Genomic DNA, 15,043 nt, shown 5'->3' on the forward strand with positions numbered 1-15,043 from the left:
TCATGAAAAAACCGGTATTCACGGCTGATGGCGATGCCTCGGCCGATATTGTCATCGTCGGCTCGGGGATCGTCGGCGGCATGATGGCGGACCAGTTGGCCGGCCAAGGCTATTCCGTGCTGGTATTGGAGGCGGGCCTGCGTATCGATCGCGCGCAGGCCGTCGAAAACTGGCGCAATATGCCGTTTGATAACCGTGCGGGCTCCGATTTTCAAGGCTTGTACCCGCAATCAGCCTACGCCACCGCGCCGCTCTATTTTCCGCCAAACGATTATGTCGCGTTAAGTGGCCCAAGCGCGGACAGCTTTAAGCAGGGCTATTTACGCACCGTGGGCGGCACGACCTGGCACTGGGCGGCCTCCTGCTGGCGCCATCTGCCAAACGATTTCAAAATGAAAACGCTGTACGGGGTTGGCCGCGACTGGCCCATCGCCTATGACGATCTCGAGCCCTACTACTGCCGCGCGGAGGAGGCGATTGGCGTCGCCGGCCCAAACGATCCGGCCAAACAATCGCCTTCAGCGCGCAGCAAGCCTTATCCCATGGATATGGTGCCCTGGGCCCACGGAGATACGCGCTTCGCCGAAGTGGTCAACCCGCACGGTTACCGCTCCGTACCGATCCCCCAAGGGCGCAGCACGCGACCATGGCAGGGGCGGCCCACCTGCTGCGGCAACAATAACTGCCAACCTATCTGCCCGATTGGCGCCATGTATAACGGCATCCATCACATCGAACGCGCCGAAATGAAAGGAGCGCTCGTGCTGGCGGAAGCGGTGGCGTACAAAATCGATACCGATGGGCAAAATCAGGTTACCGCCGTGCATTGGCTGGACAACCAAAAGCGGTCGCACAAAGCCAGCGCCAGCGCGTTCGTCCTGGCATGCAATGGCATCGAAACCCCGCGCCTGCTGTTGATGGCCGCCAATGCGCAAAACCCGAATGGGATCGCCAACAGCTCCGATCAGGTTGGCCGCAATATGATGGATCACTCCGGCTTTCACTGCACCTTCCTGGCGAAAGAGCCGCTGTGGCCTGGACGCGGCCCGGCGCAGAGCAGCTGTTTGGTCGGCCCGCGCGATGGGGATTTCCGCAAGCATTACTCAGCCAACAAGATGATCCTCAATAACATCAACCGCGTTTTGCCGGCTACGCGCCAGGCCCTGGCGCAGGGCCTGGTGGGGAAAGCGCTGGATGACGAGATCCGCCGCCGCGCGGCGCACGGCGTCGATTTGTCCATCAGTCTGGAACCGCTGCCCGATCCCAATAACCGTCTGACGTTGAGCGCAACGCGCAAAGACGCCCACGGTTTGCCTTGCCCCGACATTTACTATGACGTGGGGGACTATGTGCGAAAAGGGGCTGAAGCGGCGCACCGGCAGCTCAAGCATATTGGCCAATTGTTTGATGCCGATGAATTCAACATCACCACCAGCCTGAATGCCAATAATCACATTATGGGCGGCACCATCATGGGCAACGATGAGAAAAATTCCGTGGTGAACGGCGATTGTCGTGCGCACGATCATCCGAACCTGTGGCTACCCGGCGGTGGCGCCATCCCTTCAGCCAGCGTGGTGAACAGCACGCTGACGATGGCGGCCCTGGGCCTTAAAGCGGCGGACGACATTGCCCGCAAACTGGCGGTGAAATCATGAGAAAACCTGCAAGGATAGCCTGGCTGGCGCTGCTCCTCGCGGCGGGCGGCGGCTCGGCGTTCGCCGCCGACGAAGGACCGTATTTCAGCGCCGAGCTGATTGAAAAAGGCGAGCGGCTCGCGGTGGCGGCGGACTGCCAGGCCTGCCACACCCAAACGGGAGGCGGCGAGCGATTTGCCGGCGGTTACAGCATCGCCACGCCGGTAGGCGTGATTTACACCACCAACATCACCCCCGACAAGGAAACCGGCATTGGCCGCTACAGCGAAGCGCAATTCGCCCGCGCCGTGCGTGAAGGCATTCGCGCGGACGGCACCCCGCTGTACCCGGCAATGCCTTATACGTCATACGTCAAATTGAACGACGAGGACATTCACGCGCTGTACGCCTACTTTATGAACGGCGTCGCCCCCGTCGTTCAGCACAACAGGCGAACCGAACTGCCCTTCCCCTTTAACCTGCGCTTTATCATGCCGGCCTGGAACAGTTTGTTTCTGGAAGAGGGGCATTTCAGCGCCGACAGCCGCGAAGATGCGCAATGGAACCGCGGCGCCTACCTGGTCAACGGCCCTGGACACTGCGATACCTGCCATACGCCGCGCAACGTGTTACTGGCTGAATACAGCGGGCAACCGCTTTCCGGCGCCATGGTCGGCAGTTGGTATGCGCCCAATATTACTTCCGACCCGATCAGCGGCATTGGCGGATGGAGCCAGGCTGAGCTAATCCAGTATTTGAAAACCGGGCGCGCGGCGGGAAAAAACCAGGCGGCGGGGGGCATGGCGGAAGCGATAGAAAACAGCCTGCAATATTTGTCGGACGACGATCTGGCCGCGATTGCCGCTTACCTGAAAAACAGTCCGCCGATCAGAGATCGACGCGATACGCGGCCGGCAGACAGCTTTGGCAAGCCGTTCAACGTTGAACCCGAGCTGCGCGGCGCGCATCCGCCGACCGCCAACGAGACGGTGATTGACGGCGCCGCCTTGTTTAGCGGCAACTGCGCCAGCTGCCACCAACCCGACGGCAGCGGCAGTCAAAACCAGGCCTATCCATCGCTGTTCAACAACACGGCGACGGGCTCGCGCAATCCCTCCAATCTGATCTCGGCCATTTTGTTCGGCGTCGAGCGCCGCGTCGGGGATCAACATATCCTGATGCCGAATTTCGGCCCGCAATCCTATGTCAATCCCTTGAACGACCAACAGATTGCGGCGATCGGCAACTATGTCTTGCAACATTACGGCAACCCCGCGGCGCACGTCACCGCCGAAGACGTTGCGATCCTCAGACGAGGGGGCCCGGCGCCCTTGCTGGCCGAGATGCAGCCCTATATGGCACCGGGGTTGGGCGGCGGCGCGCTGGCGCTACTGGCGGCCATCGCGTGGCGGGTGCGCAAACGCCGCGGCGCGTGATTCACGCCAATTAAAGCTCCCTACGCTGGCGGCCGCAGGGAGCTTGTCTGCCGGCGCGCAAGGCTCTGATGCCATACGCCAATGATGTGCTAAAAATAGGCCTCGCCGGCGTTTTGCACTATTTTGGTTATGTCTGCCTGTTCATTCTGGGCGGTGCCTCGCTACGACGATAAACCCTGTACACCGTTCGCCTCGGTCACAAAACACAGTCAATCACGCCAGGAGCCCGACCATGAAAAACGCAACGTTCCCCAGCATCGCCAAGTTTTCCTTTCTGTCTTTATTATTGCCGGCCTGGATCACCCAGGCCGCTCCCCCGCAACCGCAGCCGGGCAGCACCGCGCAAATCGTTTTGATTGGCACCTGGACAGGGGAAAGAGACGGCGATCGGGTTCAGCCGCCCGTTTATCCCAGCCAGGGGATGTATCGGTTGGCGCTCAACGAAGACGGCAGCCTGCTGCCATTGAATCGCATAAAAATGGACAGCCCTTCCTGGATAGTTCTGAGCAAAAATCGCCAATTTGCCTATACCACCAATGAAACTCAGCAAGGCCAAATCAGCACGCTCAGGCTCGGCAAAGGCGGCGACCCGCAACGCATCAGCGGCATCGACTCGCAGGGACAAGAGCCGACGCATGCCGCCATCAGTCCAGACGGGCGCTACTTATTGGCCGCCAATTACTCCAACGCCCCCGGGCATGCCAGCGTCATCGTGGCCCCCATTCTCCAGAACGGTGAACTCGGCGAGGTGCTGCAGCGCTTTCCCTTCACCAAGGGCTCAGAGGCCGTTGCCGAGCGGCAAGCCAGCGCCCATATTCACTCCGTCAACTTCACCCCCGATGGGCGCATGATGTACGCCGCCGATTTAGGTGGCGACATCATTCATGCCTTCTTCTACGACGCGGCAAATAAGGCCGCGCCGTTCAGGCTCGCGCCGGATTACGATTTGTCGTTTCCGCCGGGCACCGGCCCGCGACATATGATCTTTTCCGCAAATGGCAGATTCGCCTACGTGATCAGCGAAATGTCAGCGAATATTTTTGCCTACCAGATTAATAACGATCGGTTGGAGAACATCCAGACATTAGCGCTGACGGAAAGCACCCGCGCGGATGCAAAGGGCGGCGGCGGGCTGGCGTTTTCCCCTGACGGAAAATACCTCTATGCGAGCAATCGCCAAAAAACCAACGAAATCGTGGGTTATAAAATTAACCCGGAGAATGGCAAACTCACGCTGATTGGCCGCACGCTTTCCGGCGGAATCGAACCGCGCGCTTTCGCCTTCGATAAAAGCGGAAAGTTTCTGCTAGTCGCCAATGTGTTTAGTAATAACGTTACCGTATTACAACGCGATCTGGATACCGGCGAATTATATGGCAACGGCGTAAGCGTCCAGATAGGTACGCCAACTGACGTTAAATTTATCCACGAGTAAATTATTGCTGCGGCAATCCGTTTGTCGCAGCGCCAACGTCGATTCTCTTGCCCACGAGCGCCATACTTTACCCCATTCCCATGGCGTTTAACGCTCAGGTAATGAGAATCATCATCAGCGGCAAAGGAATTATAAAAGAGAAACGCCAAAACAATTCAAACCGGGTTGATATAATGGCGGCTACATTCAGGCAAGTTCCGGCGGCACACGGATATCCTTGCACGTCACGCCGTCGCTGAACCTAAACGAACCTAAACGTCAAACTGTCGGCCAATCGGTTTTTAATTGGCGCTTTTCCAACGTCAACAGGTGCCTCTGTATATAACATGAACATTCACTCATTGAAATTAATGCATATAGGGATAATTTCCCGCCATACAGGCCCGCAAACAACAAAACTGGGCGCATTGGCCGATGTGAAAGCGGATACCCCCATGCCGCCCAGACGCAATAGCTCTCGCATCCAAAAGATAATAACACATTGAATATAATGATAAAAATACAATCAAAACGGCCTGATTTCATAATTTCACTTTAATTTCATCTTTTCAAAAAGCGCTCAACACCTAATATCATGTTATTTCACCTTCCCAGAATCCCTTTTAACGCTATTCTAAGCAGCGAATACCTGATTCAAGAAACACAAGCCGAACGCAGAACGGCGTATACACGTTAACAGTCAATAGTCGATGCCAATCCCATGCGGCTTATCCTCTTTGCGGAGTGTCGTTTACATGGAATGATGAACGCGGTTTCTAAGATTATTGCTTAAGAATATTAATTAAACACATACGCAAGCTTTCGCAGGGACTTTCATGGAAAGAAATACACCCGTAGCCTTTACCTGATGTGCTACCGAATTCTAAACGGGCATTTAAAAATGACGCATTTTTAACCCGCATATCTTTTAATTATTTTTAATTCATGTCGTTTACTTATAAGAAAAAGGCAGCCTGGTTGCTATAAGCCAACCCCTTTGCAGCCGTATTTCTGGGTATTATTCTCATTATACTGGAGCTTATTAATGAATCAGCGTTTCGATATCATCGGCATTGGCCTTGGCCCGTCGAATCTTAGCCTGGCGGCCTTAGGGAGCGAAATCGAGGGATTTACGGGGCAATTCCTTGAGCGCAAACCTCATTTCTCCTGGCACCCGGGCATGATTTTGGCTGACTGCAACATGCAAACCAACTTTTTAAAGGATTTGGTGAGCGCGGTTGCCCCAACCAATCCCTACAGCTTTCTCAACTATCTGGTAAAAAACCGAAAATTCTACCGTTTCCTGACGACCGAACAGCGTACCGCATCGCGTGAAGAGTTCGCCGATTACCTCACCTGGGCCGCAAGCGGGATGGGATCGTTGGCGTTCAATCAAGACGTTCAGCGAGTCGAGTTTGACGATCGGCAACGCCAGTTCGTGGTGACCACCTCACGGGAAATCTTCCACGCCAGACACGTAAGTATCGGTATTGGCAAGAAAATAAAGTTACCGGACTGCGTGACGGCGCAAAACGATCGCTGTTTCCACGCCAGCGAAATGATGCTGCGCAACCCTAATCTGGCAGGCAAACGCGTGGCGATCGTCGGCGGCGGCCAGAGCGGCGCCGATCTGTTCCTGAATATTTTTAAAGGGGAATGGGGGCAGCCGGAACAACTCGACTGGATATCGCGACGCAACAATTACAACGCGCTTGATGAGGCGGCCTTTGCCAATGAATATTTCACGCCAGATTACGTCGAGAGTTTCTACTCACTGGACAGCGCGGCCAAGCGGCATATGCTGGCCGAACAAAAGATGACCTCAGACGGCATCACCAGCGAGTCGCTGCTGGCCATCTATCGCGCCATGTACCACAGCTTCGACGTACTGCGCGAGAAATTATGGGTGCGCCTGCTGCCCAGCCGTTCGCTGACGGCCGTAAAACACACGCTGGATAACGCCTACCAACTCGAAACGCGTCATCATCTCGATCACGGCGAGGAAACCTTCAAGGCGGACGTGGTGATCTTTGCTACCGGTTATCAATCGGCGACGCCTGAGTTCCTTGCGCCTCTGGCCCACCGACTGTTGACCACGGCGGACGGCGAGTACCGCATAGCCCCGGACTTTACCTTTGAGTGGGAAGGCCCGGCGGAGAACTGCTTATTTGCGATGAACGCCAGTATGCATAATCACGGCATTGCCGATCCTCAGCTGAGCCTGATGGCGTGGCGTTCGGCCCGCATTCTTAATCGGGCGTTAGACCACCTGCCATTTGATCTGGGAACAACGCCGACAGCCATTCAATGGCGCAGTGAAGGTGCGCCACCCGCGTTTTAAATACAAGAACGTCTTAATCATTGTCACTATGCTTTGATGGAATTACGGATATGAAAAGACAAATAAACAAGTTCATTATGAATCAGTTGGCCGTATTGGCCCCCGAATTCAAGGCCAGATTGATCTACAAAAGAGCATTTGGCAAACCGCTGAACTTGCAGGCGCCATCGACCTGGAATGAAAAAATCAATCACCTTAAGTTGAATGACTACAGTAAAAATGCCTTAGTCACTCAATGCGCAGATAAATATGCGGTTAGAGAGTACATCAAGGCAAAAGGATGTGAAGAGATCCTTAATGAGCTGTACTTTGCCTGTGATTCGGTACAGGAGATCCCATGGGAAACGCTGCCTGAGAAATTTGTCATCAAGGGGAATCACGGCTCAGGATATAATTTAATTTGCCAGAATAAACAATCGTTGAACATTAAAAGTGCCTCCCAGCTGATCGATGGCTGGATGAAAGACGATTACTGGAAAACCTATGTAGAACTCAACTACAAAGGGATACAAAAAAAGATCATTGGAGAAAAGTATATCGAATCGGCCAATGGTCACGGGCCTGAAGACTACAAAATTTATTGTTTTCGCGGCGTGCCTTACTGCACCTTGCTGTGCGTCGGCAGGGATACCGGGACGCCGAAATATTACTTCTTCGACAAAGATTTCAAGTTCCTTTGCTATAGCGAGGACTGCCTGGCGTTGAGCCAGGAGGAGATAAACGCCTTCGTGAAACCGGAGGGATACGATGAGCTGTTTGAGTATGCCGCTCGTTTGTCAGCGCCCTTCGAGTTCGTGCGCGTTGATTTCTACATCTCTCAGGGCCAAATCATTTTCGGTGAGCTGACCTTTACCCCCTCGGCCGGGCTGGATACGGATATTCTGCCACCGACCGATGTTTTGCTTGGCAAGATGCTGACGCTGCAACAGCACTGATTATCATCAACAAAAGGCGGCGCAATTCCCCTGCGCATCCATCAAACAGGAGATACCGGCCGGCGTTTTCGCAGGCCGCCCGCCGGCATCTCACTGTGGGGCGGCGGGCCGGCACCGCCCCGCCACCTGCGCTTTATCCACTGCGGAGTGGCTTGCACCGCCATCGGGAACGTTCCCCCTTGGGCGACATAACCCCTTGAAAAACAATGGCATTAGAACATTAATAAGAATCGTTTACATATTTATAATAAAATGTTCTATATGTATAGGAAGCTATAATATAAGATACCGGAAAGTTTCCCTGGTGTTGTTGTGTGTCTTTGCCCTATTTTATAGGGCTTTTTTTTCGCTAACACCCATTGATGATTGAGTGTTTTTGCACCCATCAGCAGATTATCCCCTCCCAAAAAACATAATCATTTCTAATTAATCTTAACCCTTCTTATTCCTGACTTGCCAATAATAACAATGAGTTGCTATTAACCCTGCGAAGCATCAGGCAGCCACCGCCTGATCCCGGCCGCACTTCGCCACTGAAATACCCGCCCGAAGGAGAGGTTTTTACTGGGCGCGTACCGATGCTAATATCGGCCTTTTTCGAGGACGCTGCCCCGCATGTTATTGTCTCACCGGCATTTTATCTGCACGCTTCTGGCGCTCGCCATCGGCTTTTGGTTGCCGACTGCCGTGCAGGCCAGGCCCGATCTGGAACGCAGGATCGGCGTGACCGTCGCCGATAGCGACTCTGCGGATTACCGCTTCAGCGATCTGCGCTTCACCTCCGCCGATGGTCAACGGCGTTACCGCGTCCGTATCGCCCAGCCGCGTCGGGCGCCTGCGCCTGACGGCTATCCGACGATTTATTTCCTCGACGGCAATGCGGTGCTGATGGAGCTGAACGCCAGCTTACTGGCCAGATTGGCGACGGCGAAGCGGCCACCGGTGCTGGTGATGATCGGCTATGACAACGATCTGCGCATCGATGCCGCCGGCCGCGCCTACGACTATACGCTGCCTCTGCCGACGGGCATGAAGAAACCGCCGCAGGCGGGCGGGGGCGCGGAGGCCTTCCTGCAATTGATTGAAACGCGGATCAAACCGGCGATCGCCGCCAAACTGGCGGTCGATCAGCAGCGGCAAACGCTGTGGGGCCATTCCTACGGCGGGCTCTTCGTTCTGCATACGTTATTCGCCCATCCCGCCGCCTTCCAGCATTATATCGCCGTGGAACCCTCGCTGTGGTGGGGCAACGGCATGATCCTGCAAGAGGCGCAGCAGTGGGCGGAACGGCATCCGACGCCGGCGGCAAGGCTGCAGTTGTGGGTGGGTCTGGCGGAGCGCGAGCGCGCGGCCCCGCCCGGCGTGAAGAGCCCTGCACTGCCGGCGAACGCGGCGCAAATGCTGGCGGAACGCCTGGCAAAGCTCGACGGTCTTACCGTCGGCTATCGGGAATGGCCCGACTTGGGACACGGCGCCATGCTGGGTGCCGCCATCGAGCCGGCACTGAGCAGCGTGGCATATGAAGACTAAAGGAGGGTATCGACCGCATTTTCATCGGCGGCTCATATCTTCTGATAAGAAGAGCGTTTAATATCTGAGACAGCGCGCAGTCATCGCGGAACGGATGCGCAAAAACAAAGTGGCTCCCCCGTCGGCAAGTTAGCTTGCTCTATCCGGTGGAGCCGTACAGTACTGCAGTTTTCCCGGTGGGGCCCTGGTGAGGCGCAAGTAGGAAAAGATGGTGTTGGCAGGGCATTTCAGCGTTTTAATACTGCCTGTTTCGCTATTTTCTTCACCCTGTGATGCTTACTATAAGCGCCCGCCTGCACGGCGGAAAAGGGTGAAAACCACCCTTGAAATACATTAATAAAAGTGATAATAGAAGCGGTTGGGGCGAAAGCGTCTAGTTCAGATTTGAATAATTAAATCAGGGAATTATATTAAAAATGAATATTAATATCACCGACAAACCCAACCCGCAGGATGAAGAGTTCGTTATCGACAGCCTCTGGGCGCACAACCATAAAACCCAGCCCGTAGACATTCACCCGCTGTTCCTGACCGTCACCGACGACAACCAGCAGATCGTCGGCGGTCTGGTCGCACGTACCTGGTGGGGCGGCCTGGAAGTACAGTATCTTTGGGTCGGCGATCAATGCCGCAAAAGCGGTTACGGTCGCCAACTGATGCAGCTAGCCGAAGAAGAAGCCCGCAAGCGCGGTTGCCATATGGCCTACGTCGATACCTTCGATTTCCAGGCCAGAGGCTTCTACGAAAAACTGGGCTACCGAGTCTATGGCGAGCTGGGTGACTATGCGCATCGCCATACCCGCCATTACCTGGCTAAAAGCCTGTAACGCGGCCTGAGCGGCGCAGAGGTGGGTATGGGTTCATCGCATAAAAATAATGAATCTTATTTCAAGGGCCTCATCACCATGATGGAGCACCTGAGCGAGCCCTGGGGCATCAAAGACCAGCTGTCCCGCCACCTCTATATGAACCGCGCCGCTTATCTCTATACCAATACGCCGCTGAATTTCGACGTCGCCGGAAAATATGACCACGAATTCCCCGCCGACTGGGCCGATTCCGCCGCCGACTTTATCGAGCATGACAAGATGACCGAAGCGGCGCGCGATCGGGTCACGGTCATCGAGACGCACTACTGGTATGGCAAAGACAGCCTGACGCCGTTTATCAGCGAAAAGCTGCCGGTCTACAACGATGACAAACAGGTGATCGGCGTGATCTGGAACGCCAAGCCGATGAACAGCCTGTCGCCGCTGAAATACATCAATCAGCAAAAACCCAGCATCTTGACCACCGAAGTTAACAACGAGCTGTTCACCCGCGCCGAGCTCGATGTCATTTTCCTTATGCTGCAGCGATTTACGGTGAAAGAGATCGCCAAAATCTATAACGTCAGCAATAAGACCATCGAAAACCGCATTTATAATATTTACCAGAAGGCCAACGTGCATACTCAGCAACAGTTTGAGGAGTATTGCAAATACGCCAACCTGGATAACTACATTCCCGATCGCCTGATAACCAAGGGCATTCAGTTTATTTGAACCGCAAGGAAGATCTCACCGTGATAAAGATCGAAGATTATCCGCTCACCCGGGTGCCGCAGGATAAAAGAGTCTCGTTTTTAAGCGTGGCCATCGTGCATATGGGCATGCTGACCGCGCTGGACCAGTTCATGCTCGGCGCCGTGCTCGGCAACTCCATGACGTTGATTGACGCCTTCACCGCCATTTTCGTCGGCAGCCTGATCTTCGGCGTGGTGACCTATGGGCTTGGGATGGCGGGCATGCGCGAAGGGATTTCCGGCAGCCTGCTGGCGCGCTGGTGCGGCTTTGGCCGCCTGGGCTCGGTGCTGATCGGCGTGGTCGTGGCCGTCAGCCTGCTGGGTTGGTTCGGCATTCAAAACGCCATTTTCGCCAAGTCGCTCGATTTCGCGCTCGGCAATAAGCTGGGCTTTGGCCTGGCCGCCGGGCTCTCGGGCACGCTGTTGACCATCCTGGTGGCATTCGGCTTCAAGGCGTTGCGCATCGCCGCCCGTATCGCGGTGCCGATGTTCATTATGCTGGTGGCCTATATTTCAGTGACCGCGCTTTCCGGCCATAACCTGCAGGAGATCATCCAGCTGGCGCCGCCGGGTGAACCATTGACCATCAGCGCCGGCATCACCATCGTCGTCGGCGGCGCCATCGTGGCCAGCCTGATGACGCCCGATCTGACCCGTTACTCCAAAAACGGCAAACACGTGCTCGGCGTTACGATCTTCACCATCGTCGCCGGCGAGTTCGTGGTGAATGGCCTGGCTATCCTGATCGCCAAAACCCTGGGCACCGCGGATGTGGTCACCATCATGTCGCAAGCGGCCGGCGGCGCCGGTTTGCTGGTGGTGGTGTTTTCCACCCTGCGCGTCAACGATCTCAACCTGTACTCCTCTTCGCTGGGCATCGTCAACGCGGTGGAAGGCATCACCGGCAAAAAGCTGAAGTACACCTACACCACGTTGGCGATCGGTATTCTGGGCACCACGCTGTCGGTGCTGGGCATTCTCGACCGCTTCGTCGACTTCCTGACGGTGCTTGGCGTGGTCTTCCCACCCATTATCGGCATCATGCTGGTGGACTATTACCTGCTGCGCAGCCACCGCAAAATCCTGGACGAGAGCCGCCGTACGGGCCAGTTGCCGAACGAAACCCCAACCATCGGCTGGGCGGCGATCGTCGCCAGCATCGCCGGCGGCGCCGTTGGCCTGGCGACCGAATGGGGCGTACCGACCATCAACTCACTGGTGGCCGCCAGCCTGCTGTATTGGGTGCTCAAGCTGGCCTTCAGTCGGGCGCAAAAACCCCTGGCCTCGCAGAAGTCGCTCTGATTTTCGCACAGGCGTTAACGCACTCCTCCGATGACGGGGGAGTGTTTTATTGCTCGCAAAGTGCGGAGTTCAGCGCAAAGGAATAGGCCGATCGTGCAGACAAACGGCCGTGGTGATGAGGGTCCCTGGTGTCGGTAGCAAGCTATCCATTATGCTCAGAGTGCGGGAACATCCCCCTCTGAGCTTTTTATTATAAAAGTCGTTAGCTTCAGTGTTTTGATCGTAAAGAAAAACTTCAGCTTGCATGAACAGTAGCCCATGAAATCGCCTTTGGTCAACATAAAAGTGAACATAAAATTGGCTTTTGTGTTCACTTTTCCATAAGCAAAAGCTAATCAATTGATTTGCACAGCTTTATCATTTCCCCAAACCGCCTTCCGCATCCACGTCGCCCGCCCCCCGCCAAGCCGCTGACAGAAAGCAATAATTAACGAAAATAATCAGTCTGTTATCCTATTCCCTGCGCCTTTTTATCTGGACAACGCCAACGCGTAAGATATAGTGAAGCCAGCGTAATGTTTGTAAGGACAGCCTATGAAAACCCCCAACGCACAGCGCAAAATCAACATCATTAAAAATATTGAATATCTAATGCGTACCCGCGGTGAAACCAAGGCTTCCTTTTCCAACCGCAGCGGCCTGACGCGCACTACCCTATACAAAATTCTTGATGGAAGAGTGAACAACGTTCAGCAATCCACCGTTAATCGGATTTCCGATTTTTTCGGTGTCTCCTGTGAAGAGATCGAAGACTACGATCTGGAAAAACTGGAGCTGCTCAACGAAACGTTGTCCACCGAAGGCAACAAGAACCCTTCCGCCATTCCGGTGATCCCGCAGTCGCGCTATCTGGCCGTCTCGCAGCGCAAGATCGGGCAACTGGTCACCGAGTTTCCTTTGACTTATTTCTTCGGCGATGAGTCGAACATGTTGGCAATGAAAATAGAGACCGAAATTAAAGGGTCATTCATTCCGGGCGAAGTCATTATCATTAAACGTCCGCCGGTACTGATTTGCGATTCACCTTTGCTGTATCACTCGGGAAAAAGCGGCTTCTTTGTGGTTGACGACAAAGACAGCGAAAGCATGGACAAACGCCTTCAGGAGACGGTGCAATTCCTGGGTTATATCGTTGGAGAAAGGTTATAAATGGAACCGAATCAGAAGTTCAAGCTGTTGGGCTTCACCCGACATGGCACCATCGCGGCCAATGTCATGGTATTGGCCACCGGCAAAACCATTACCATGGGGCTCAATGAGCTGGCCGACAGCGAAATATCGGAAGATCTGAGCCGGCACGAGCTGCAGGCGCTGTACCGTAAACTCTACGGCGACAATCAACAAAAAACCGCCTATGAGCTCAGCGATCGCCATGAACGTTCCTGGTACGCCTACCTGATTATTACCGTGGCGCTCAGCGTGATTTATATCTTCTCGACGCTGTGCGGCGTCAAGCCGATCCAAATTCCGGTGCTGAATCTCATCACGCCGCCGGCGATCTTCATCTATCCGCTCACGTTCATCCTGGTGGACATTCTCAACGAGTTCTATGGGTTGCGGCTGGCCAGACGCACCATCATCATCTCGTTCATCGCCAACCTGACCTTCGTTCTCGGCGTCTGGGTGACGACGCTGGTGCCGAGCATTCCACAGTGGGAGTACAGCGAGACCTACAACGGCATCGTGCACAGCATCATGGCGGTGCTGGTGGCCTCTTCGGCGGCCTATCTGATCTCCGAGAACGTCAACTCCTATCTGCTTTGCAAGATCAAGGAGTTGACCAACTCCCGCTACCTGTTCGTGCGCGTGATCACCAGCACCGTAATCGCATCGGCCATCGACAGCGTGGTGTTCTGTACGCTGGCGTTCTACAACGTGCTGAGCTGGGACATCATCAAAACCATGATCCTGTCTCAGTTCCTGATCAAGGTGGTTTACGCCCTGCTGGGCGTCGGGCCGATTTACGCCACCCGCAGTCTGTTTAACCGCTACATCAATACCGAACAAGCAAAGGGCAATGAATATGCATATCCAAAAGCAAGATAAGATCACCCATCTTGGCGCGAACTCCGATTATCCGGACCAATATGCTCCCGCATTGCTCGAAGCCTTGCCGCGCGCACGCGGCCGCGATCTGATCGGCGTGGACGAACGGCAGCTGCCGTTCAGCGGCTTTGATCTGTGGACCGCCTTCGAGTTGTCGTGGCTCAACGGCAAGGGCAAACCGGTGGTGGGGATCGGCGAATTTACCTTCCCGCACTCCTCTTCCAACCTGATCGAATCCAAATCGTTCAAGCTGTATCTCAACAGCTTCAACCAAACGCGCTTCGACAGCGTGGAACAGGTGAGCGCCGCCATGCAGAAGGATCTGTCGCAGGCGGCCAATGGCCAGGTCACCGTCAAGCTCTATCCGGGTCTGGAAGGTTATCCGGCGCAGATCGATCGTCTGCCGGGCATCAACATCGACGATCTGGATATCGCGGTCGACGACTTCGCCTTCAAACCGGAATACCTGAGCGGCGCGGCCGATCAAGGGGAGCACGTAGCGGAGACGCTGTCTTCCAATTTGCTGAAATCCAACTGCCTGGTCACCAACCAGCCGGACTGGGGCAGCGTGGTGATCCACTATGAAGGCCGCAAAATCGATCGCGAAAGCCTGCTGCGCTACCTGATCTCCTTCCGCCAGCACAACGAATTCCACGAGCAGTGCGTCGAGCGCATTTTCAACGACATCAAGCAGAGCTGCCGCCCGGAAAAACTCAGCGTGTTCGCGCGTTACACCCGCCGCGGCGGCCTGGACATCAACCCCTTCCGCAGCGATTTCGAAACGGCGCCGACGCTCGGCCGCCTGATCAGACAGTAAGCCTCATCCCCCAATGCTCCC

The 15,043-nt window shown here is 55.1% G+C and carries 12 protein-coding genes; all 12 read left to right on the forward strand.

Features of this window, described 5'->3' with window-relative positions:
- The first annotated feature begins 2 nt into the window (after positions 1-2).
- The 12 genes from ACJ8J1_RS17095 to queF all read left to right on the forward strand — a co-directional run bounded on the left by ACJ8J1_RS17095 (position 3) and on the right by queF (position 15,022).
- A complete protein-coding gene (locus tag ACJ8J1_RS17095) occupies positions 3-1,658 on the forward strand; it encodes a GMC family oxidoreductase (RefSeq protein ID WP_033644658.1) in 1,656 nt (551 codons plus the stop codon).
- Complete coding sequence (locus tag ACJ8J1_RS17100) at positions 1,655-3,073, forward strand: cytochrome c (protein ID WP_033644656.1); 1,419 nt, start codon at positions 1,655-1,657, stop codon at positions 3,071-3,073. The genes ACJ8J1_RS17095 and ACJ8J1_RS17100 overlap by 4 nt, the downstream gene beginning before the upstream one ends.
- 232 nt (positions 3,074-3,305) lie before the next feature.
- A complete protein-coding gene (locus ACJ8J1_RS17105) occupies positions 3,306-4,508 on the forward strand; it encodes a lactonase family protein (RefSeq protein ID WP_080273418.1) in 1,203 nt (400 codons plus the stop codon).
- Positions 4,509-5,532: 1,024 nt separating this feature from the next.
- On the forward strand, positions 5,533-6,828 hold the full coding sequence (locus tag ACJ8J1_RS17110; RefSeq protein ID WP_033644653.1) for a lysine N(6)-hydroxylase/L-ornithine N(5)-oxygenase family protein: 1,296 nt from the start codon (positions 5,533-5,535) through the stop codon (positions 6,826-6,828).
- Between the two features lie 50 nt (positions 6,829-6,878).
- Positions 6,879-7,763: an ATP-grasp fold amidoligase family protein gene (locus ACJ8J1_RS17115; RefSeq protein ID WP_033644651.1), complete on the forward strand. Its 885-nt coding sequence runs from the start codon at positions 6,879-6,881 to the stop codon at positions 7,761-7,763.
- A 615-nt stretch (positions 7,764-8,378) separates the two neighbouring features.
- Positions 8,379-9,293, forward strand: a complete 915-nt coding sequence (locus ACJ8J1_RS17120; RefSeq protein ID WP_033644649.1) for an alpha/beta hydrolase — start codon at positions 8,379-8,381, stop codon at positions 9,291-9,293.
- Positions 9,294-9,709: 416 nt separating this feature from the next.
- A complete protein-coding gene (locus ACJ8J1_RS17125; protein ID WP_019453029.1) occupies positions 9,710-10,120 on the forward strand; it encodes a GNAT family N-acetyltransferase in 411 nt (136 codons plus the stop codon).
- Between the two features lie 27 nt (positions 10,121-10,147).
- Positions 10,148-10,837, forward strand: a complete 690-nt coding sequence (locus ACJ8J1_RS17130; protein WP_033644646.1) for a helix-turn-helix transcriptional regulator — start codon at positions 10,148-10,150, stop codon at positions 10,835-10,837.
- A 20-nt stretch (positions 10,838-10,857) separates the two neighbouring features.
- Complete coding sequence (locus ACJ8J1_RS17135) at positions 10,858-12,159, forward strand: cytosine permease (protein WP_033644921.1); 1,302 nt, start codon at positions 10,858-10,860, stop codon at positions 12,157-12,159.
- 534 nt (positions 12,160-12,693) lie between these two features.
- Positions 12,694-13,308 (forward strand): helix-turn-helix domain-containing protein, encoded by a 615-nt coding sequence (locus tag ACJ8J1_RS17140; protein WP_033644644.1) that lies wholly within the window; start codon positions 12,694-12,696, stop codon positions 13,306-13,308.
- Complete coding sequence (locus ACJ8J1_RS17145) at positions 13,309-14,205, forward strand: queuosine precursor transporter (protein WP_033644642.1); 897 nt, start codon at positions 13,309-13,311, stop codon at positions 14,203-14,205.
- Entirely contained in the window at positions 14,183-15,022 is an 840-nt protein-coding gene (gene queF, locus ACJ8J1_RS17150) for an NADPH-dependent 7-cyano-7-deazaguanine reductase QueF (protein ID WP_033644641.1), read from the forward strand. The genes ACJ8J1_RS17145 and queF overlap by 23 nt, the downstream gene beginning before the upstream one ends.
- Positions 15,023-15,043: the final 21 nt, after the last annotated feature.

It is taken from the genome of Serratia sp. CY37869 (genome assembly GCF_052168895.1).
Classification (GTDB): domain Bacteria; phylum Pseudomonadota; class Gammaproteobacteria; order Enterobacterales; family Enterobacteriaceae; genus Serratia; species Serratia ureilytica.